At 27.8% G+C, this 21,611-nt stretch carries 19 protein-coding genes; 4 read left to right on the top strand and 15 right to left on the bottom strand.

Annotated features, from left to right (window positions below):
- Positions 1 to 28: 28 nt before the first annotated feature.
- The 5 genes from TEGL_RS06570 to TEGL_RS06550 form a co-directional block, all read right to left on the bottom strand.
- Entirely contained in the window at positions 29 to 1,090 is a 1,062-nt protein-coding gene (locus TEGL_RS06570; protein ID WP_018589405.1) for a DUF6398 domain-containing protein, read from the bottom strand.
- A gap of 178 nt (positions 1,091 to 1,268) precedes the next feature.
- Complete coding sequence (locus tag TEGL_RS06565; RefSeq protein WP_018589404.1) at positions 1,269 to 1,613, bottom strand: cupin domain-containing protein; 345 nt, start codon at positions 1,611 to 1,613, stop codon at positions 1,269 to 1,271.
- Between the two features lie 135 nt (positions 1,614 to 1,748).
- On the bottom strand, positions 1,749 to 2,861 hold the full coding sequence (locus tag TEGL_RS06560; protein WP_018589403.1) for a peptidylprolyl isomerase: 1,113 nt from the start codon (positions 2,859 to 2,861) through the stop codon (positions 1,749 to 1,751).
- A 107-nt stretch (positions 2,862 to 2,968) separates the two neighbouring features.
- Positions 2,969 to 3,526, bottom strand: a complete 558-nt coding sequence (locus TEGL_RS06555) for a hypothetical protein (protein WP_018589402.1) — start codon at positions 3,524 to 3,526, stop codon at positions 2,969 to 2,971.
- Positions 3,527 to 3,544: 18 nt separating this feature from the next.
- Entirely contained in the window at positions 3,545 to 5,074 is a 1,530-nt protein-coding gene (locus tag TEGL_RS06550) for an FAD-dependent oxidoreductase (RefSeq protein ID WP_018589401.1), read from the bottom strand.
- Positions 5,075 to 5,262: 188 nt separating this feature from the next.
- On the opposite strand from TEGL_RS06550, the gene TEGL_RS06545 reads away from it, so the two are divergent.
- The 3 genes from TEGL_RS06545 to nagB are packed head-to-tail and all read left to right on the top strand — an operon-like array spanning position 5,263 to position 7,978.
- Positions 5,263 to 6,000, top strand: coding sequence for a GntR family transcriptional regulator (locus TEGL_RS06545; RefSeq protein ID WP_018589400.1), 738 nt, complete (start codon positions 5,263 to 5,265; stop codon positions 5,998 to 6,000).
- 17 nt (positions 6,001 to 6,017) lie between these two features.
- Positions 6,018 to 7,157, top strand: a complete 1,140-nt coding sequence (gene nagA, locus TEGL_RS06540; protein ID WP_018589399.1) for an N-acetylglucosamine-6-phosphate deacetylase — start codon at positions 6,018 to 6,020, stop codon at positions 7,155 to 7,157.
- 50 nt (positions 7,158 to 7,207) lie between these two features.
- Complete coding sequence (gene nagB / locus TEGL_RS06535) at positions 7,208 to 7,978, top strand: glucosamine-6-phosphate deaminase (RefSeq protein WP_018589398.1); 771 nt, start codon at positions 7,208 to 7,210, stop codon at positions 7,976 to 7,978.
- Positions 7,979 to 8,028: 50 nt separating this feature from the next.
- Here the strand turns inward: nagB and TEGL_RS06530 are convergent, their stop codons facing one another.
- The 10 genes from TEGL_RS06530 to TEGL_RS06485 form a co-directional block, all read right to left on the bottom strand.
- Positions 8,029 to 8,847, bottom strand: coding sequence for a MurR/RpiR family transcriptional regulator (locus tag TEGL_RS06530; protein ID WP_018589397.1), 819 nt, complete (start codon positions 8,845 to 8,847; stop codon positions 8,029 to 8,031).
- Between the two features lie 36 nt (positions 8,848 to 8,883).
- Entirely contained in the window at positions 8,884 to 9,774 is an 891-nt protein-coding gene (locus TEGL_RS06525) for an ROK family protein (protein WP_018589396.1), read from the bottom strand.
- Positions 9,775 to 9,842: 68 nt separating this feature from the next.
- A complete protein-coding gene (locus TEGL_RS06520; RefSeq protein WP_018589395.1) occupies positions 9,843 to 10,298 on the bottom strand; it encodes a YhcH/YjgK/YiaL family protein in 456 nt (151 codons plus the stop codon).
- Positions 10,299 to 10,310: 12 nt separating this feature from the next.
- The gene (locus TEGL_RS06515; RefSeq protein ID WP_018589394.1) at positions 10,311 to 11,804 is read right to left on the bottom strand and encodes a sodium:solute symporter; all 1,494 of its coding nucleotides are present in this window, start codon (positions 11,802 to 11,804) and stop codon (positions 10,311 to 10,313) included.
- A gap of 27 nt (positions 11,805 to 11,831) precedes the next feature.
- The gene (locus TEGL_RS06510) at positions 11,832 to 12,716 is read right to left on the bottom strand and encodes an N-acetylneuraminate lyase (RefSeq protein ID WP_026254999.1); all 885 of its coding nucleotides are present in this window, start codon (positions 12,714 to 12,716) and stop codon (positions 11,832 to 11,834) included.
- 72 nt (positions 12,717 to 12,788) lie between these two features.
- Entirely contained in the window at positions 12,789 to 13,484 is a 696-nt protein-coding gene (locus TEGL_RS06505; RefSeq protein ID WP_018589392.1) for an N-acetylmannosamine-6-phosphate 2-epimerase, read from the bottom strand.
- 243 nt (positions 13,485 to 13,727) lie between these two features.
- The gene (locus TEGL_RS06500) at positions 13,728 to 15,677 is read right to left on the bottom strand and encodes a PTS fructose transporter subunit IIABC (RefSeq protein ID WP_018589391.1); all 1,950 of its coding nucleotides are present in this window, start codon (positions 15,675 to 15,677) and stop codon (positions 13,728 to 13,730) included.
- A 2-nt stretch (positions 15,678 to 15,679) separates the two neighbouring features.
- Positions 15,680 to 16,597, bottom strand: a complete 918-nt coding sequence (pfkB, locus tag TEGL_RS06495) for a 1-phosphofructokinase (RefSeq protein ID WP_018589390.1) — start codon at positions 16,595 to 16,597, stop codon at positions 15,680 to 15,682.
- 156 nt (positions 16,598 to 16,753) lie between these two features.
- A complete protein-coding gene (locus TEGL_RS06490) occupies positions 16,754 to 18,529 on the bottom strand; it encodes a BglG family transcription antiterminator (protein WP_018589389.1) in 1,776 nt (591 codons plus the stop codon).
- Positions 18,530 to 18,613: 84 nt separating this feature from the next.
- Positions 18,614 to 20,731 carry a DNA topoisomerase III gene (locus tag TEGL_RS06485; RefSeq protein ID WP_018589388.1) on the bottom strand — a complete coding sequence of 706 codons (2,118 nt, stop codon included), beginning with the start codon at positions 20,729 to 20,731 and terminating at the stop codon, positions 18,614 to 18,616.
- A gap of 195 nt (positions 20,732 to 20,926) precedes the next feature.
- Here TEGL_RS06485 and TEGL_RS06480 point away from each other — a divergent pair, with 195 nt between their 5' ends.
- The gene (locus TEGL_RS06480) at positions 20,927 to 21,346 is read left to right on the top strand and encodes a hypothetical protein (protein ID WP_018589387.1); all 420 of its coding nucleotides are present in this window, start codon (positions 20,927 to 20,929) and stop codon (positions 21,344 to 21,346) included.
- Positions 21,347 to 21,611 lie beyond the last annotated feature (265 nt).

Genomic DNA, 21,611 nt, shown 5'->3' with positions numbered 1-21,611 from the left:
AAAAAAATAAGGCTGTATAAACACAGCCTTATTTTTTTAATACATTTTTTAATAACCAATCTATAGACCCTTTAGATTTTTTCCATAAGTTTATTGACTCTTCACAATAGAAGTTTGCTTCGTTAAATAACGCAGGATTTATATATACTCCTGACATTTGCATAAAAGCAGTCCATTTTATTAACTTTAATGCTATATATTTATTTGTATTTACTGCATCTTTCAATGCATCTTTAGCCATAAACATATTGTTATTTTTATAATAGTATAAAGTTTTACTGTATAACCATATTGCAGTTTTATCATCTTTATATCTTGCAAATAAATCATTTATTTCTTTTCTATCATTTTTTTCTATAAGTATATTTATTAGTTTGTATCTTATACCTTGATGGTCTTGTGGGTTTAAATTTAATAATAATTCATATACTCTCTTAGCCGAATCATAGTCTTTATTATTATTAAATAAATTTCCTAAGTCTTGTAAAGCTATCATATACGGTTTTGTTATTTCATCTTCCCAGTATACAACTTCACCATTATTTTCAATCATTTCTACTGCAACTTTTATAGCATTTTCGAAGTTTTCAACTTTTTCTTTGAACTCATTAGATTCATGAGCTAACTGCATAAAATGTTGATACATTTTTTGTTTTTCGTCTTTTACTTCTTCAACTGGTGATTCAGTTGTTACAGCAGCTTCTTTTTTTGCTACTATTTTTTCTACATTTTCAGTCGTATCATTTGTAGAAGATATTATTACTCTTACATCATTTTCTTGTAAGTTTAAAATTTCTTTAATAGTTTCAGCTTTATTTTTAATCGTTCCTGCTGATACTCCTATTTTTTGAGAGAAATCTTTCTTTGTCATGTACATTGAATGTTTTTTGCTAAATACTCCGTTCATATCTAACACTATGTTTAATATAGAAGCAGCCCATATATCAGTTCTTGAAGTCTCTAATATTTCTCCATTTGCATCTTCTAGTATGTCTAGGATTTCCGTACTCTTTTGTGTAAAATCTCTATTTAAGTTTTCATTTGAGAAATCCATTATTATATCTTTTATTTGTGATTTCGTATTGCTCATTTAAATCCTCCATATTATATTAAAATAACACTATTTACTATTATAACATTTTTTTCAAAAATGTATATTTAAACTTTAAAAATGTTTAATATATGATAATAAAATTTTACTATATTATAGGATTGGTGAATTTTTTATTTAGAATAAAAAACTCTAGGAATATCCTAGAGATTTTTTATTACTCATTTATTACAACAGCTATAAATTCTAAATCTTCATTACCTATATTTTCTATACAGTGTTTGTTTCCATCAGCAGTGTATATTACATCACCTTCATTTACTTCCACAAACTCATCATTGTCTAAAACTTTTCCTTTACCCTTTGTTATGTAATAAATTTCAAAGTCATCTACGTGGTCATGCATTCCTATAGAATTTCCTGCTGGTATTGTTATTTTTGAAAATAATTTTGCCTTTCCCCTTAAGTCGTCACCTTCAACAATAAATTCTCTTTTAACTAACCCTTTACCATCTTTTAAATTAGATTCATCTGTTCTAATTTGTGATTTTCTTATTATCATATAAAAACCCCTCTCTTTATAATACACAACTAATGATACCAAAATTATTAATTTTTATCAACAAAGGCTCCTTCATAAAAAGGAGCCTTTAATTATCATGTTTATACTTGATAATACTAAGTCAAAACTTCAATATTACATATTTACTTTAACATTATATTTTTCTAAAGCATCTTCTAATAGTGTACTTTGCTTATCATTACTTAAAGTCTCTATTAAAGATTCTTTTACATCATCAAAATCACTATATTTTTCACCAGTCTTTTTAATAATATGATATCCATAATTAGTTTCCACTACCTTAGGATAAATTTCATTTGTTTTTAAAGAAAATGCTGCTTCTTCAAAGTTTTCATCCATTTTTCCTTTACTAAAATATCCTAAATCACCACCCTTACTAGCATTGTAAGAGTCATTAGAGTATTCAAGTGCTAAATCATCAAAGTTTTCTCCTTTTAGTGCTCTTTTAAGTAGTTTTTCCGCTAATTCTTTGTTTTCCTTCTTTTTATCATCACTCAATTCTTTTCCGTTTTCATCATAATTACTAATTAAGATATGAGATGCTCTTGTTTGAAAGAAATCTTTTTTATTATTGTTAAAATAATTCTTAGCTTCTTTTTCACTTACCTTAGAATTATTTTGTAAATAGGTTGTTGCTATCATTTCTTTTTTCAGACTTTCTTTCATATAGTCTTTAGTAAGATTAAACTTGCTTAAATATGCATCCTCAGTTAAATTAAATGATGATTCTATTGATGACATTGTTTTAGAATAGTTACTATTTACCTCATCATCAGTTACCGTAATCTTAGCTTCTGTTCCAGCTTTATATAATGCTTCTAAGTTTGTCATATAATTTATTGTACTTGCTTCTTGAGATTCAATTTCTTCATTTGATAACTTCTTTAATCCTTGGTAATAGAAGTATGGCTCCATCCTTTTCGCAAAATCTTCTCCTGTTATTTTAACATCTCCAACAGTTGCCAACACTTGTGATTTATTATAAGATTTATGAGTAGCTGGTAAGGTTCTTCCCATATCCATTCCTACATAAAAACCCGCTCCCATTCCTATAATTGCTACAAATAATATGGTTAGAATTGCCTTACCTTTTTTACCTCCTATGTACTTTTTTAGTTTACTTTTATTTTCTTCACTATTTTCTTTATGTGAATGATCTACAGTCTCTTCTGTAGTTTCTACATTATCAATGATTTCATTTTCTTTATTTGGTTTATCTTGAGACATTTGGATCCTCCTAAATTTATTTCTTATTTATATATTACAACATATAATATTTTTTGTGTGAATAGAAATGGAAAGTAATATGAAATTTTTATGAATTTTATAATATTTTATAATCTTTGCAATAATAAAGGAGTAATTATCAATGTCCCAATTAAACCATCTACCATATCTATCATTGTGTCATTTAGACCACCAGCTTGGCAATTTATTTTAAATAATAAATCTAAAGTAAACTCTAAAATTTCCCATAAATTTGATATCCCCAAACTAAACATAAAAATAAATATGAAGAAAAAAATCTTTTTTATATTTTTTCTGTCTTCTTTTTTTGTACATACATTGATAACTGTATATGCAATAACACTTCCAATTGCCCCAGACCATATATGTAGTAAGTCATCATAATGATTTATTTTGTATAATCCATAAGAGGTTCCAAGAACAAGAGAAAATAGTATAAATAAATCAAGCATTATTATTAGCATATCATTAAATAGATAATCAAATTTTTTATTACCCAATCTAAGTATATAAGTTAATATAATACACCCTGCACAAATAGTTGCGTAATTATATTTTTTAATAAATATTAAATAAACTACAGATAGACCATAAAACAGGTAGAGTAACATATTTAACAATTTTAATATGTTTATTTTTTTCATACTATTAGTCCCTACAAATTATAATATTTCAGGATCAACTTTATTTTTGCCTTCATTATAAGCCTTTAGAGGTTTTAATGCTGGTCCATTTATAACCTCGCCTTTATAAGAAAATCTACTTCCATGACAAGGACAATCCCAAGTTTTTTCACCACTGTTAAAACGAAGTTCGCAACCTAAATGAGTACAAGTAATATCTACTATATATAAATGGTTGTCCTTGTCTCTATATGCTCCATACCTCTTTCCATTTATACTTACCCTTTTTCCTTCATTTTTATTAGGCAGTTCACTACTTCCTGATATAAATTTTCCTTTTATATAGTCAATCGCAACTTCCATATTATTTTCTAAAAACTTAACATTTAAATAGCTTTTTAGCCTACTTGGATTATATAAATCTTCATATTTAGACTTGTTTTTAGTTATTAAATCTTTAATCAAAATAGCACCCACACTACTATTACTAAGTCCCCATTTGCTATTTCCAGTTATAATATACACATTACTTTTTTCATTATTTATCCTTCCAATATACGGTATATTATCTACGGAAACATAATCTTGGGTAGACCAATCAGCAATAATCTGTTTCAAATGAAAATTTTCCTTGGCAAAGGCTTCTATGGCTTTAAAGTTATCACACTCGTTATCACATTTTCCTGTTTTATGATCTTGTCCTCCAGCTATCAAAAGCTCTCTTCCATTATCATCTTTGCAAGTTCTAAATGTTCTAGTTGGCATTTCTACACTAATATAATTTCCTTCTGATATTTCATCTTTTAATTCTCCGCATAATAAATAAGATCTCGATGCTTCCTCCTTTGCAAAGAAAAATCTTAGGCCATCATACCATGCATTGCATGATGCTATTATTAAATTTTTTGCTCTAATAACATTGTTATTTCCACATTTTACTAAACATTCTTCATCAATATCTACACCAACTACAGGGGTATTTTCGTAAATTTTCACACCCATCTTATGAATTATTTCTCCTAAGGCATCCACATATTTTTTAGGGTTAAATTGACCTTGATTTTTAAAACATAAAGCTCCTTTAATACTCAGTGGAATTCCTTCTATATAATTCATATACTCACAAGGTATGTTTAATTCTTTACAAATTTCATATTCTTTCTTTATATCTTTAATATACCTTTCTTCTTGTGTATAAACAAAACTTGGAACTATTTTAAAATTACAATTTATATTATTTTCTTTTATTATGTTTTCAATAAGTTTTAATCCTTCCTCATTTGCATCATAATAAAGTCTAGCTTTTTCACTAGAGTACTCTTTTTCTATTGTAGAATATATAAGCCCATGCTGGCTGGTTACTTTTCCCGTATTTCGTCCTGATGTTCCAAATCCAATTTCATTAGCTTCTACAATGGTAACTTTTTTATTTTCTTTAGCTAATAAATAAGCTGTAGTAAGTCCAGCTATACCACCACCTACTATTAAATAGTCTGCGTTTATATCACTGTTTAAACTTTCATAATTTTTATTTTCTTCTGATGATAAAATCCAATATGAGTTCTTCATTTTTTCATCCTTTCATAGTTAATAATACTTATTATTAACTATAATTTGCTAAAATATTTTCTATCTTTATATAAATTATTTTATTTATATATATTTTTTATAAACTTGCTTTTTATAAGTATATTATCTATAATTAAACTATAAAATTGGTATATACCAATAGGTATATACCATAGAGGAGAAAAGGAATGAAATTAGTAGATAAAAATTCACAAATACCTCTTTATATTCAACTTATAGAAATAATAAAAGATATGATTAATAACAATGAATTACAAGAAGGACATTATTTAATGTCAGAAAGAGATATTTGCAAGATCCAAAATGTAAGCAGGATGACAGTTAATAAAGCTATTATTAACTTAGTCAATGAAGGAGTCTTAGAAAGACGACAAGGAAAAGGTACTTTTGTTTCATATAAAAAACAAAAACTTACCTATGAAAAAATGCAAGGCTTTACAGAAATAGCAAATGAAAAAAAACTAAAAGTAAAAAATGAAATATTAAAATTCAAATTAGAGAAACCTAATGATTTGGTTAAGGAGTACTTGAATATAAAAGATGATTCTTTCCTTGTTTTTCACATAGAAAGAGTCCGATTTGTTGATGATGATCCTACAATACTAGAAAAAATATATATTCCTGAATATATGTGTCCAAATTTAAATGAGGATCTTATAAATAAGAATTCTTTATATAAATTATATAGAGAAAAATATATGCACAAAACTCAAAGGGCTAAACAAGTTATTAACCCTATTGCATTAGATAAAACTCAGTCAAAATTATTCAATGTAGACTTAAGCTCTTTAGCCTTAAAAATTGATAGAGTTGTATTTACTGACAAGGAAGATGTTTTAGAGTATACCAGCTCTTTATTTATTACAGATAAACATCAGTATGAAATAATACTTAACGAAGATTAACAATTTAGGAGGAAATTATGAAGGCTATTATTAATGGTAAAATAGTTACCGAAAATAAAGTAATTGAAGATAAAATTCTTTTATTTAATGATAAAATAATAGGATTTTGTGACCAGGTAGAAGAAAACGTAGAGATAATTGATGCTAAAGGTCTTTACGTCTCTCCTGGTTTAGTTGATATACATGTTCATGGTAGTTGTAATTGCGATGTAATGGATAAATCTTTACAATCCATAAAAACTATAGGTAATGGAATCAAGGAAAATGGTGTTACTTCTTTTTTACCAACTACAATGTCAATGTCAAAAGAAGATATATATGGCGCTCTTGATGTTGTAAGAGAGGCCATGAATATAAAATATGATGGGGCTCAAATTCTAGGTGCTCATTTAGAAGGTCCTTTTATAAATAGTAAATACAAAGGCGCTCAAAGTGATAAGTTTATTCAAGTTCCTAACTTTCCTTTTATAGAAGATTATGTAGATGTAATTAAAATAATATCTTATGCTCCTGAAGTTGATGATAGTTTAATTTTCACAAAAGAAGTAAAAAATAAAACTGATATAACATTATCCATAGCTCATACTAATGCAACTTATGAAGAAGCTAAGCTTGCAATAAAATTAGGCGCATCAAATATAACTCATTTGTTTAATGCTATGACACCTTTAAATCATAGAGAACCTGGTGTAGTCGGAGCTGCTCTTACTAGTGATGTTTTTTGCGAAATAATTTGCGATAATATTCACGTAAATCCAGAGCTATTCCAATTCATATTGAATAACAAAGGTAAGGATAAGGTAATATTGATAACTGATTGTATGAGAGCTGGTTGTATGGCAGATGGAAAATATGATTTAGGTGGTCAGGATGTTTTTGTAAAAGATAGTGCAGCAAGACTTACTTCTGGTACCCTAGCAGGCAGTGTTTTAAGATTAAATAAAGCAGTCTATAATTATAAAAAAAGCACAAACTTATCAATAAACGATGCAATAAATCTAGCTTCACTAAACCCTGCTAAATCAATAAATATGCATAAGACAAAGGGAAGCTTAGACATAAATAAAGATGCTGATATAGCATTATTTGACGAAGAATTAAATTGCTACATGACTATTTCTCATGGAGAAATTATTTTTAACAATTTAAATAAGTAACTATATTAATAAATTACTCAATATATTATAAAATTTTGGAGGGATACATTATGAGAATAATAGTTTGTGAAAACTACGAATCATTAAGCAAAAAAGCAGCACAAATAGTAGGAAGTCAAATGATTTTAGAACCAAAATCAGTTCTTGGGCTTGCTACTGGAGGTACTCCTATAGGAATGTATAAAAACTTAATAAAGATGTATGAAGAAGGATTAATCGACTTCTCAAAAATTAAAACTTTTAACTTGGATGAATATTATAAACTTCCTATAGATAATGATCAAAGCTATCATTATTTTATGGACGAAAACTTATTTAATCATATAAATATAAGTAGAGAAAACATATATATACCTAATGGTATGTCTGATGACATAGAAGCTGAATGTGTTTCATATGACCAGTTAATTGACAATAACGGAGGCATTGATATACAAGTTCTTGGTATAGGAAATAATGCCCATATAGGATTCAACGAACCTACTATAAACTTTAAGAAGGGAACTCACATAGTTACTTTAGATGAGTCTACAAGACAAGCTAATGCGAGATTTTTCAATAGCTTAGACGAAGTTCCAACAAAAGCAATAACTATGGGAACAGGTTCAATATTCAAAAGTAAAAAAATATTACTTTTAGCAAGTGGTCAAAATAAAGCTGATGCAATTTATAACACAGTTCATGGAAAAATAACACCAGAAGTACCTTCATCTATATTACAATTGCACAAAGATGTAATTATAATTCTTGATAAAGAAGCTGCTAGCCGTTTAAATGAAAATGACTATGAATTAATTAAAGAATACGCAAAAGTAAAATAAACTTTTTAATAAAAAAATCAGTAGCAATATAGCTACTGATTTTTTTATAGTTATTCATTGTAAAGAGCATTAATTGTGTTACTGTGTAATTCTTCTTTTCTAAGCCTATCGCTTTGAAGGAAATGAGAATAGAATATATCAACTATAACTAAAACAGGGAACTGTGGTGAAATAGCTTTCCCATTTTCTAAATGTTCTTTAACAGCAATAAATAAAATTTCATCACAATAAGTTTTCATTTCTTCATCTTGTTTTGATGTTATTAAAACTATACTTGATCCTCTATTTGAAGCTTCTTTTAATGATTTAATTACTTCTTTTGTATTACCACTAACACTTATTCCAATTACCAAGCATTCATCATCCATTAAAACGGAATTCATTTTCATTATATGACTATCTAATATGGCTTCCACATTAACACCTAATCTCATAAGTCTTAACTTCATTTCCTGAGCTACAAGACCAGAACTTCCTCTTCCATAAATATATATTCTCTTTTTATTTGATATAAGTTCTACAACTCTTTGCATTTGTTTTTCATCTATTAATGTATAACTTTTATTTAAAAGTTCTTGATAAGTATCTAAAACTTGTTTTGTATAACTGGCTGTTATATTAGGAGTACTTTTTTCAAAACTTTGTTTGTATACATAAGCAAATTGTCTATAACCATCAAACCCGCATTTTTTAGCAAACCTGGATATAGATGCCTCTGAAACAAACAATGTTTTAGATAAATTTTTTGATGATATATCAATTTCTTCCGTATTATGAATGAAGAAATCCGCAATAGTTTTTTCTGAAGGTGTAAAATTATCATACAAAGATTCTATATGTGGTACTATACTCTTTTGATATTCCTTCATTAATACTCTCCCTCTTTTCCTTGGAAATACTGTTTACTATCTTTTTTTCTGCATATTTATAAAGTTAAAATATGCCCCTAGCATACCTGCTCTATTTTCATTTACTGCAAATTCTAATTTTGTTTTACCTCCTATAAAAGGTATTAAGTGTTTGTCCATACTACTTCTTATTTTATCATATAAATATTCTTTCTGTGCCATTATACCACCACCAAGAACAACAACTTCTGGATTAATAATATAACAAATATTTGCTATTCCCTGTCCTAATACTTCTACTAATTCATCAATGGCTTTTATACAGTCATTATCTCCTCCCTTAGCCTTGTCAAAAATATATTTTCCATTTATATCTTTTTCACTTATGTTTTTCATTTTAGCAACTTTCTTAACTAATACGCTACTTGCTCCAAGCCCTTGAAAAGTGGATCCCATCATATTCATATAACCTACTTCTCCACCACTCCCAAAAGCTCCGTGATAAACTTCATTATTTATAATAATTGCTCCACCTATACCAGTCCCAATAGTCAAGCATAAACTTATATTACTTCCCTTACTTCCACCTGCAAAATGCTCCGCAAGTGCTGCACAATTTACATCATTTTCAACCTCACATTGAATATTAAATTTTTCTTCAATAACATCTTTAATCTTTGTGCCTATATAGTTTGGAATCAATGGAGATGCATATATGACTTCTCCTTTTTCACAATCAACCATCCCTGCTGTTGAAATACAAATTCCTTCTATTTTGCATTCATTTTTATAGTTACTCACTATACTCATAATCTTATTCAATATATTTTGTCCACCTTTATTAGCTTCAGTGTCCATTTCATTTGTTACTAAAAAATCTAGTTTTTCATTTATAATCCCATATTTTATAGAAGTTCCTCCTACATCAATACATATATAATTTTTCATAAATACAATCCTTTCTATATATGAACTTAGGGAGTGCAGATAAACTAACCTACACTCCCTCCTTATACTTACTTTTCAATAATTATTTTAAATATGGCCTTTTTTATTTTTTCTGAGCTTCTTACCTTTACTGCTGTTCTATGAGCATCATTTGGGTAACAAACTAAGAAGTCATCTTTTTCAAGTATTACATAACCATTTTTATCACCTTCTAAAGGCAAGAAATCATCCTTTTCAACAAATTCTTTTTCTTCCATATTTTCTATGAAATTTAAATCAATTTGTTCTTTTCCGTCTAACATAAGATGTAGGTCTAAATAGTTTCTATGAGCTTCCCAAAATCTATTTTCTACTTCAGTAGTTTCATATTCAACTATATTTACAAATAAATTATCTCCATCTATTTTGTAACTACCTTTTTCGTAATTTAATAGATCATTAGAGGCTGCATATTCAAAGCATTTTTTTATATTTACTGGTAAATAATCATATTCATTTAAATTTTTTATATTTCCAAATATCATAGAAACCTCCTGTTATTCATAGATTACTGTATCACTATTTGGTACAGTATTATCATGTTTTAATTTTCTAGATACATAACTTACTGGAATTCCTACTAATAATGATATACCTATTGATATAATTGAGTAAGACCAAATAGATACTTCTGGCATATTGTATTTTATAAATACCATTGCTATTGATGATACTGCAAAGGCTGCAAAAGCACCTGTTGAGTTGGCAACTTTAGTAAATACACCAAGTACAAATGTACCAGCAAGTACTCCAAGTACTAGTCCCATAAACCCATTAAACCATTCATACGCTGATTTTATTTCTCCATTTGCTAATATCATAGATACCGCTATAGCAACTATACCAACACCTAAAGAAATATATTGCGCTATTTTAGTTTGTTGTTCAAAACTCATTTCTTTTTTACTTAAACGTTCTTGTATATCTAAAGTCCAGCTTGTTGCTACTGAGTTTAAACCAGTAGATAAAGTAGATTGAGATGCTGCATAAATTGCTGCAAGTAGTATACCTGTTATACCAACTGGTAATTGGTAAGCAATATAAGATGCAAATATTTGATCTTGTTGAGCTGTTTGAGCAAGCGCTGGATTTTGACCATAAAATACATATAAACCAGTTCCTATTAAGTAGAACACTGTAGCTATAAATATTGATAAAGCTCCATTTGTTAGCATCATTTTATTTAATTCTTTTGTATCTGTAGTTGTTGTAAAACGTTGAACTATATCCTGACTTGAAATGTAAGAAGAACAAGTATTAAATCCAGCTCCTACAACTATTATAAATACACTATTCTTTAATATATTAGGATCAAATAAAACTTCCTCAGCACCTAAGAATTTACCTTGTTTTAAAGTTTCAAATACGGCTCCAGCTCCACCATCTATGTGACTAAATAAGTATATCAAAGCAAATGTTACACCTATTAAAAGTACAGTTCCTTGTATAAAGTCTGTCCATAATACAGATTTTAGTCCACCTGTATATGAATAAATTATTGCAATTACTCCCATCACTATTATTAATATATTTACATTTATTCCCATCAACTTAGAAAGTACCATTGATGGTAAATACATTATAATAGACATTCTACCTATTTGATATATTATAAACATTAATGCTCCAAGTACTCTAAGAGCCTTACTATCAAATCTTAATTCTAAATAATGATACGCTGTATCTATATTTAACTTACTATAAATTGGCAAGAAGAATTTTATAGTTATTGGTATAGCTATTAACATACCTAATTGTGCAAACCATAATATCCATGTACCACCATAAGAGTTTCCAGCTAGTGATAAGAATGATATTGGGCTAAGTAGCGTTGCAAATATAGAAACACTTGTCACCCACCAAGGAATAGTTCCATCACCTTTGAAGAACTCTTTTCCTTTCATATCCTTTTTAGAAAAATGAAGTCCTGCAAATAATACTGCTCCTAAATATACTACTAGTATAATAAAATCTATTGTAGTAAATCCCATATTATTTTCCTCCCCTAAGAGTTATTTTTATTTTACGTATTTATCAAATATATTTTTAGCTTCTTCAACTTGAGCATCTGTAGTTAAAGCCATTGGCTTACGACAATATCCTGCATCTACACCACTTAATTTTAATAGCTCTTTTAATGTTGCGTATAATCCATTTGAAAGTATTGCACTTATTAAATCATTAGTTATATGTTGTATCTCCCTAGCTTCTTCTATTTTTCCTTCTTTTGCTAAGTCAAATATTTGTCTAGCTCTTATACCATTTACATTAAATGTTGACCCTATTGCTCCATCTACCCCAAGAACTGTAGCAGGTAACATCATTTCATCAAATCCTGCATATATTAAATGATTAGGATAAGCTTTTCTTAATCTTTCTAATAAGTAGAAATCTGCAGCTGTAAACTTAACACCGATTATTTTTTCATTCTCAAATAATTCTCCAAATTGTTCTACACTCATATCTACTCCTGTTAAGAATGGTATAGAGTATATTATTAATCTATTATCTACACTGTCTATTATTGTATTGTAGTAATCTTTTATTTCATTAAATGAGAATTTATAGTAGAATGGTGTAACTGCTGATATAGCATCATATCCTAATTCTGTAGCAAATTTAGCTAATTCTACTGATTCGTATACATTTATAGACCCAACTTGAGCAATTAATTTTATTTCATTTTTCGCTGCATCTTTTGCTATTTCGAATATTCTTTTCTTTTCTTCTGTAGAAAGCATAAAGTTTTCTCCAGTACTTCCTCCAACATATAAACCATCAACTTTCATATTGTCTATGTTATGTCTAACAATTTCACGTACTCCTTTTTCATTTATACTTCCATCTTCATTGTAAGAAACTAAAAGTGCACTAAATATTCCTCTCATATCTGCGTTATTCATCATAATTTTTTCTCCCTTATTCATATAGTTTTCTTATATTTTTATATTTTTATTTCAAAATTATTTATTACCTTATTTTAAACTTCCAATAGCATCTGTAAATCTTTTTGTTATATTTTGAGGTCTTGTAATTATAGAACCAACTACCACACTGTAACTACCTAGTTCTAAAACTCTTTTGACTTTTTGCGGTGTATCAATATTCCCTTCTGCAATAACCTTATTTGAGACCTTTGAAATAATTTCTCTAAGAATCCCAAAATCGTTTTCCTCAATTTTACTATTTTGGCTTTGTTTTGTATATCCAACTAAAGTAGTTCCTATATAATCAAACCCAAGTTCATCTGCATGTATGGCTTCTTCCACAGTTGAACAATCTGCCATTAGCTTTTGATTTGGATATTTAGTTTTTATTTTTTTATAGAATTCCTCTAAAGTAACCCCATTTGGTCTTAAACTAGATGTAGCATCTAATGCTATTATTTCAGGTTTTACTTCCATAAGCTCATCTATTTCTTTCATTGTAGGTGTTATATATACATCACAATTTTCATAATCTCTTTTTACTATTCCTATTATTGGAAGATCCACATTTTTTTTAATTTCTTCTATATCTTCCTTTGTGTTGGCACGAATCCCAACCGCACCACCTTCTTTAGCAGCTTTAGCCATACGTCCCATAATAAAAGAAGAATGTAAAGGCTCATGTGGTAATGCTTGACAAGATACAATTAAATTATTTTTTAATTGTTCTAAACTATCCTTCATACTCTTTCTCCTTCCCTAATTTCATCTTAAATACAGTATATAATTTAAAGAAAATATTTTCAATAAAAATTATATTTCAGAAAGTACTTTCATAAATTTTATATTTTTAAAGATTTTTATATTAATTTTATATAAATAAATGCATTTTCTTGCAATAAAAAACACCTTTTAAAAGGTGTCTCTTATTTTAATTATAAATTATTTTATATTTTCAATCCCATAATTTCATTTGAAATTGTAAACTTATTTTACTTTATTCAGTGGTTTTTTTAGAATTGCTAGTAAAATTGCTCCTACTACTGAACCTGCTAATAATGCCACAAGATACATTAAAGGATTTATTATTGTTGGAAGTACAAATATTCCTCCATGAGGAGCTCTAAGTCCACATCCAAATGCCATAGATAATGCTCCAGCAAGACCTGAACCTATTACACAAGCTGGTATAACATGAAGTGGATCTGCTGCTGCAAATGGAATTGCGCCTTCTGTTATGAATGATAATCCCATTATATAGTTTACTATTCCTGACTTTCTTTCACTTTCACTAAATCTGTTTTTGAAGAAAGTTGTAGCAAGAGCTATTGCTAAAGGAGGTACCATACCACCTATCATAACTGCTGCCATTATGGCAAATTGTTCTGGACCAGCATTTACTACAGTAAGTTGAGCTGTACCAAATACATAAGCAGCTTTGTTAAATGGCCCACCCATATCTATTGCCATCATTGCTCCAAGGACTGTTCCAAGTAATATTTTACTAGTTCCACTCATAGAAGCTAAAAAGCTGTTAAGTGCTGTATTTACAGAACCAACTATTGGATTTATACTTATCATTATTAATCCCATTAAAAGTATCCCAAATACTGGGAATAGTAAAACTGGTTTAATTCCTTCTAAAGAATCTGGTAAATATGAGAATAATTTTTTAAGTAATAATACTAAATATCCACCAACAAAACCAGCAAGTAATGCACCTAAGAATCCTGCACTTATAGCAGTTTTTGCATCATAATGCATAAGATTACTAAAAGTATATCCTGCACTTGCTATAATACCACCAACAAAACCAACTGCAAGACCTGGTCTGTCAGCTATACTCATTGCTATATATCCAGCAAGAACTGGCAACATAAATCCAAATGCTTGACCACCTATTGTTTTGAAAAATGCTGCAAGAGGTGTATTCATACCAAAGTTAGTTGGATCTATTGTATAATCATCAAATAAGAAAGCTAGCGCTATAAGTATTCCTCCACCAACAACAAAAGGTAACATATGAGAAACACCATTCATTAGATGTTTGTAAAATTGTCTTCCTACACTTTCTTTTTCATTTGACGTTTCTTCTAAGTCATTTACTTGGAAGCCATGAAAAATAGGTGCATCACCTGTTACGGCTCTATCTATAAGTTCGTCTGCCTTATGTATACCATCAGCAACTTTTGTTATTATAACTTTTTTTCCATTAAATCTGTTCATTTCAACATTTTTATCTGCTGCAACGATTATACATGTTGCATTATCTATTTCCTCTTTTGTTAAAGCATTTTTAATACCTGCTGAACCATTAGTTTCAACTTTTATACTTATTCCTTTATTTGCAGCCTTTTGATTTAAATTTTCTGCTGCCATAAAAGTATGGGCTATTCCTGTTGGACAAGCTGTAACTGCTAGGATTGTAGGTAGGTCAGATTTTTTATCTTCTACAACCACTTCTTCTTCCTCTGGGAATTTTTCTTTTTCTTTTATATTTATTAAATTTAAGAATTCATCTACTGAAGATACATTTATTAAATCATTTCTAAAACTTTCATCCATTAATATTGTTGATAGTCTTGATAGTACTTCAAGATGAGTATCGTTTGCCCCGTCTGGTGCTGCTATCATAAAGAATAAATGAGATAAACTATCATCAAAGGCTTCGTAATCTATTCCTTCTTTTGATATACCAGCAGCTAAACAAGCTTTGGTTACTGCTTTGTTTTTTGCATGTGGAATTGCTACCCCTTCTCCTATGGCAGTAGTACTTAATTCTTCACGAGCAAGTATTGCCTCTTTATATTCTTTTTTATTGTTTAAATTTCCACTATTGTTAACTAAATCAACTAGTTCATCTACTACATTTGATTTATTTTTTGAAACTAAGTTTAACTTCACTGAGTTCTTATTAATAAGATCAATTATTTTCATTTTTATATCCTCTCAACATTTATTTTTTTTATTAATTCTTCAACAAGTTCTTTCTTTGCTAAATCTGATGAAAATGCAGTTGCACTTCCACTTGCCGCTCCTAGTTTTAAAGCTTCTTCATAAGAATTGCTATTTATATATCCAGATATAAAACCAGCTACCATAGAATCTCCAGCACCAACTGAGTTTACAACACTTCCTTTTGGTACATTACTTATAAATACTTCTTTATTTTCTGTTATAAGAAGAGCACCATCTTTTCCTCTTGAAACTAGCACATTTTTTGCCCCCATTTCTTGAAGTTTTTTACCATAAGTTATCATATCATCTATGCTTTCTAGTTTTACATTAAACATTTCTTCTAGCTCATGATTATTCGGCTTTATTAAAAATGGATTATATTTTAATACATTTAAAAGTAAATTTTTAGTTGCATCGACTACAACTTTTACATTATTTACTTTTACATGTTCCATAATTCTTTCGTATAAGTCTTCTTTTAAAGTTGACGGAATACTTCCAGCAAGAACTAAAATATCGTCCTCTTTTAATTTACTTAATTTATCAAATAATTCTCTAAGTTTTTCATGGCTAATATGTGGTCCACCACCATTTATTTCAGTTTCTTCATCACTCTTTATTTTTACATTGATTCTAGTAAATCCATTATCTAATTTTATAAAATCTGATTTAACATTTAAATCAGATAAAGAGTTTATTATAAAGTCTCCTGTAAAATTACTTACAAATCCAGTAGCTATATTATCGTGTCCTAAAGTTTTTAATATTCTTGAAACATTTATTCCTTTTCCTCCTGGATATACATGTTCACTATTTACTCTGTTTACATGTCCTGTATTTAAATATTCAAGATTAATAACATAATCTATAGACGGATTTAGGGTTACAGTGTATATCACTTTATTTCCTCCTTTATTTTTCGTATATATTATTTTGTGCTTTAAATTACTTTTGTATCCTATGACTATAATATATGAAAAGGCTTTCTCCAAAAAGACAAAAAATTTCTCTTGATTAAAAGAGAAATTTAACCTTGTCTGTTTTAGGTCCGTTGCTTAAAACAGTTTTATAAACTTTTCATAAGATTTGTTTTCACAAATATTCACCACTTTTGATGTTGTGTCTAATTTATTATAAATACTTGAAAATACTTGTTCATAATCAAGTATCTTTTCGTTATTTAATGCTAGCATTATTACAAGTCTAACTTTTCCATACTCCCAGTCTATCGGTTCTTTTAAAATACCAACAACTATTTTGTTTTCTTTTATATTACCTTTAGAGCCATGGGGCATTGATACCATATTTCCTATTTCTGTTGTAGCAATTTGCTCTCTTTCAAAATAGGATTTTTTCATTTCTTCATCAATAATATCCTTTTTTAATAATGAATTACTCATGAAGTCTAAAACTTCTTCTTTATTTTTGCAATCCAAATCTGTAAAATATAATTCCCTATCAAAAAAGTCTTTCACATTTACATCTTCATAAACATATCCTGTATCCATGAATTTTTCTATTATTTTAATTTCTTTTTCAGTTAAAAATGGCGATACATTAATAATAGGTATTTTTTTGTATTCCAAAGGCATTGTTGATATTAAAAAATCTACTACAGAAGGATCTATATACTCAATTAAATAAGAAGGAATAATTTTTACTATTTCTATTCTATCTTTAAATAATTGCTGTAGCTTAGTATTTATTAGCATAGAAGTTCCAGCTCCAGATGCACAAACAATAATAACCTTAAATATTTTTCTTTTTTTATTACTTGAATATCTCTCTACTGCTCCCCCCACATGAACAGCAATATTTGATACTTCATCCTCCCCAATTTTCAAATCCAATTCATTTTCTATAGTTTTTTTAGCTATTTTGGCTAGTTCATAGGCATAAGGATATTTAATTTTCACATCATTATTTACCACATTATAGTTGCAAATTCCAAGTTTATCTTTTTTAATCAAGTTATTTATATGATTATATAAGCATTCCATAAAGAACTCATCTTTACTAATATCTATGGCTGTAGCTAATTTTAAATTTTTACAAAATGAAGCAATCGCTTTAGTTATTTTTTCTTTATTTACATTGTCATTCATTATTGCTTCACGTTTAATTTTATATTCTTTTATATAATCTTTAATAAACTGATTATAATCCTTGTAATTATTTATGCTCAGTTTAATAAAAATTGTGCTACATAAATTTTTAAATTCTATATCACTTAAAATCAATTTTTCATTGTTTAAGTATTTTAATATTTCATTTTTCAAATTAAATATTTTATTACTTACATCTTCAGTTAAAAAATCTTGTAATATTAATTCATTATCTTTTCTAGAACATAAATCTATTATGCACCTTATAATCGCTGATTCATCAGCTTCAACACCTATTCCATGTTTATGTTTAGATACGATATTTATATTATATTTACTTAGAATTTCTTTTACTTCTTTTAAGTCATTTTTTACAGAAGAAACACTAATAAACATAGCATCTGCCAACTCTTCCAACTTAATACTATTTTCTTCTTGTAAATTTAAGTTGAGCATTGTTTTAATTATAAATTCAATTCTATCTATGTTTCCTAAAGTATTATTATTACATTCAGATACATCAATTTTTCCTTCTAATTTATAACCTACTCCCCTAATAGAAATTATTTTCGTATCCTTAAGTTGTTTATTAATATCTTTAATTTCACTTTGAATTGTTTTTGTTGAACATCCAATCTCTTCACTTAAAGCTAAACTACTTACAGGATGATTTAACTCTTTCAATATTTCTATTATAGCTAAGGCCCTTGTACTTAAATTATTCATACTCACACCTCTTTTGCTCATATATTTCATAGATTTTAATAAAATTTCCCAAATATTATTTACCCATTTTTTATCTTTAATATTTTATTTTTTTAATTTAGCCAAAGCTTCAGCAAATGGATTGTTGAAACTTTCTTCTTTTTTATTTTGATTTTTTAAGTATTTTTGTATATCTTTTTTTGATCCTTTTTGCTTTTCTTCTTGCTTTCTTTTATTAAAAGCAGATAATTTTTCTCTATATCCACAAGCACATGCAAATAGTTTATTTTCGCCTTCTCCTCTAAGTTCTAATTTTTTATGACAATTAGGACATCTAGAGTTTGTTACTTGTGATACTGTTTTTCTCGTGTTACACTCTCTATCTTCACAAACTAACATCTTTCCTTTTTTACCATTAACTTCAAGCATAAATTTACCACAGTTAGGACATTTATTTTTAGTTAAGTTGTCATGTTTGAACTTGCTATCACTTTTATTTATATCTTTTACTATTTCTTTTGTATAAGTTTTAATATCTTCAATGAAATTCTCTTTATTTGCTTTTCCATTAGATATATCTGTAAGTTTTTTCTCCCACTGTGCTGTTAAATCCGGTGTTTTTAATTTTTCAGGAGCTAAATCTAATAATTGTCTACCTTTTGAAGTAATGTGTATTTCTTTGTTATTTTTCTTTTCCACTGAGAAAGAATTAAATAATTTTTCGATTATATCTGCTCTAGTGGCAACTGTCCCCAAATTATTTTTTTCCATTTCTGTAAGTAAAGTTCCTTCATTTAAATATGGAGGTGGATTGGTTTTTCCAGTTTTAATTTTCACTTCTTCAATTTTTAATACATCATTTACTAAGATTTCTGGAATACTATCTAGTTTTTCTTCTTCATCATCTCCATAGCCTTCTGTAAATCCTAAGTTAATCACTTTATTACCTTTAGCTCTGAAGTTTTCTCCTTCGCAACTACCAGTAATAGTCGTTTCCACATATTCAAATGGAGGAGAAAGTATGCTTAAAAATCTTTTTACTACTAAGTCATAAACTTTTCTTTCTTTATCACTCAAATCACCAAGAAATATTCTTTCTTCTGTTGGTATTATTGCATGGTGGTCAGTAACTTTAGAATTATCTACAAAAGATTTATTTCCCTTTATATTAGTTTTTAATAATTTATTACAAACTTTAGAATAATCACTTACATTAACTGCTTTTACTCTATCCTTTAATGTTTCAACTATATCTGTAGTCAAATATCTAGAATCTGTCCTTGGATAAGTAAGAACTTTGTGGTGTTCGTATAACTTTTGCATTATTGATAATGTTTCTTTTGCTGAGAAACCAAATTTTTTATTTGCGTCTCTTTGTAATTCGGTCAAATCATATAGTGGTTTAGAATATCTTTTCTTATCTACTTTTTTAACATCTATAATTTTTATTTCTTTATTATTTAATTTTTTTGCTATATTTTCTATTTTCTCTTCGTTAAAAGAAGTAGTGTTGTTTTTTTTATCTATCCAATTCATCTTAAAATTAGAACTACCTTTTTTAGTAGAAATATCTATAGAATAATACTCCTTTGGTACAAATCTTCTTATTTCTTCTTCTCTTTTTAAAATCATTCCAAGTGTTGGAGTTTGAACTCTACCACAAGATAGCTGAGCATTATATTTTGTAGTAAGAGCACGAGTCCCATTTATCCCTACAATCCAGTCAGCTTCTGCCCTTGCTATTGCTGAATAATATAAATTATTATACTGTCTTCCATCTTTTAATTTTTCAAAACCTTCTTTAATTGCTTTATCTGTACTTGATGATATCCAAAGACGTTTAATAGGCTTTTTAACATGAGCTTTTTCTATTATCCATCTGGCAACAAGTTCTCCTTCTCTCCCTGCATCTGTTGCTATAACTATTTCACAAACATCGTCTCTATTTAACTGAGCTTTAACTGTATTAAACTGTTTAGATGTTTTTTTAATAACTACTGTTTTTAGTTTAGAAGGAATTATTGGCAAATCTTCCATTTTCCAAGACTTATATTTTTCTCCATAACTTTCAGGATCTGCAAGTGTTACAAGATGTCCTAAGGCCCAAGTTACTATATATTTATTTCCTTCTATATATCCATTTTTATCTTTATTACAATTTAATACCCTAGCAATATCTCTTCCAACTGAAGGTTTTTCTGCTAATACTAATATTTTTTTCATTTTAATCCTTTCTTATTTTAAATACATTTTAAAATAATATGTTATATATATCTTTATCTTTATAACTAATAATTTTACCATAAAATTCACTTTGTTCATAGGTCAACGAAATCTATTACATAATACTTCATGTATCTCCTTACAGTACATTAGTGTAATAAACTATAATTATCATATAAATTTAGGGGTGATATTGTGATAAGAGATTTAGTTAAAAAAAGCAGAAGTTACATGGTTTTTAATGAAAGTTATAAGTTGAAAAGAAATGATTTAGTAGAACTAATAGAGCTAGCTAGATTTTCTTCTTGTGGTAAAAATGGTCAATATTTAAGGTTCATTACCGTATATAAAGAAGATATTTTAAAGGAAATTTATCCTTATCTTACATTGGATACATATTTAAAAGATTGGAATGGTCCAACGGAAGGTGAAAGACCTACTGGTATTATTTTTATAGTTTCTAAGGAATGTACTTTAACAGACCCTATTTTATCTGGTGATTATTTAATACATATAGCTCTTGCTATTGGAAAACCTGCCCATAAAGTTATTATAGAAGATGATAAAACTCATCATGTTCCTAAGATTATTATTAATGATTTAATCATAGATTAGAAATAAGATGGTCTGCTTTTAATGCATATCCTTTTTATTTTATTATAATTATATTTGACTAAAACTGATTTTTTAAATTATCTTCAATAATAAATTAAATTCTTTGTATTTATTTGTGTGTTAAATTTTTTTCTTGCATATATCTACACAATAATCTTGATTATGACAAGCTAATTATTTTTTATATTATCCACAAAAAAAATTTTATATATTTTTGTCGTTATATGTATATTAATTTAACAAAGATATTAATTTTCCTGTGCTA

The sequence above is a fragment of the Terrisporobacter glycolicus ATCC 14880 = DSM 1288 genome, assembly GCF_036812735.1.
In the GTDB taxonomy this organism is placed as follows: domain Bacteria; phylum Bacillota; class Clostridia; order Peptostreptococcales; family Peptostreptococcaceae; genus Terrisporobacter; species Terrisporobacter glycolicus.
This window is presented reverse-complemented; position numbering and strand designations above follow the sequence as displayed.

What these genes read in the sequence shown, in the direction of transcription:
- nagA (WP_018589399.1), top strand. Translation starts at nt 6,018, where the DNA reads ATGAAGGCTATTATTAATGGTAAAATAGTTACCGAAAATAAAGTAATT.
- TEGL_RS06565 (WP_018589404.1), bottom strand. Translation starts at nt 1,613, where the DNA reads ATGATAATAAGAAAATCACAAATTAGAACAGATGAATCTAATTTAAAA.
- TEGL_RS06510 (WP_026254999.1), bottom strand. Translation starts at nt 12,716, where the DNA reads ATGAATAACGCAGATATGAGAGGAATATTTAGTGCACTTTTAGTTTCT.
- nagB (WP_018589398.1), top strand. Translation starts at nt 7,208, where the DNA reads ATGAGAATAATAGTTTGTGAAAACTACGAATCATTAAGCAAAAAAGCA.
- TEGL_RS06555 (WP_018589402.1), bottom strand. Translation starts at nt 3,526, where the DNA reads ATGAAAAAAATAAACATATTAAAATTGTTAAATATGTTACTCTACCTG.
- TEGL_RS06505 (WP_018589392.1), bottom strand. Translation starts at nt 13,484, where the DNA reads ATGAAGGATAGTTTAGAACAATTAAAAAATAATTTAATTGTATCTTGT.
- TEGL_RS06530 (WP_018589397.1), bottom strand. Translation starts at nt 8,847, where the DNA reads ATGAAGGAATATCAAAAGAGTATAGTACCACATATAGAATCTTTGTAT.
- TEGL_RS06515 (WP_018589394.1), bottom strand. Translation starts at nt 11,804, where the DNA reads ATGGGATTTACTACAATAGATTTTATTATACTAGTAGTATATTTAGGA.
- TEGL_RS06560 (WP_018589403.1), bottom strand. Translation starts at nt 2,861, where the DNA reads ATGTCTCAAGATAAACCAAATAAAGAAAATGAAATCATTGATAATGTA.
- TEGL_RS06525 (WP_018589396.1), bottom strand. Translation starts at nt 9,774, where the DNA reads ATGAAAAATTATATATGTATTGATGTAGGAGGAACTTCTATAAAATAT.
- TEGL_RS06520 (WP_018589395.1), bottom strand. Translation starts at nt 10,298, where the DNA reads ATGATATTTGGAAATATAAAAAATTTAAATGAATATGATTATTTACCA.
- TEGL_RS06485 (WP_018589388.1), bottom strand. Translation starts at nt 20,731, where the DNA reads ATGAAAAAAATATTAGTATTAGCAGAAAAACCTTCAGTTGGAAGAGAT.
- TEGL_RS06550 (WP_018589401.1), bottom strand. Translation starts at nt 5,074, where the DNA reads ATGAAGAACTCATATTGGATTTTATCATCAGAAGAAAATAAAAATTAT.
- TEGL_RS06500 (WP_018589391.1), bottom strand. Translation starts at nt 15,677, where the DNA reads ATGAAAATAATTGATCTTATTAATAAGAACTCAGTGAAGTTAAACTTA.
- TEGL_RS06490 (WP_018589389.1), bottom strand. Translation starts at nt 18,529, where the DNA reads ATGAATAATTTAAGTACAAGGGCCTTAGCTATAATAGAAATATTGAAA.
- TEGL_RS06545 (WP_018589400.1), top strand. Translation starts at nt 5,263, where the DNA reads ATGAAATTAGTAGATAAAAATTCACAAATACCTCTTTATATTCAACTT.
- TEGL_RS06570 (WP_018589405.1), bottom strand. Translation starts at nt 1,090, where the DNA reads ATGAGCAATACGAAATCACAAATAAAAGATATAATAATGGATTTCTCA.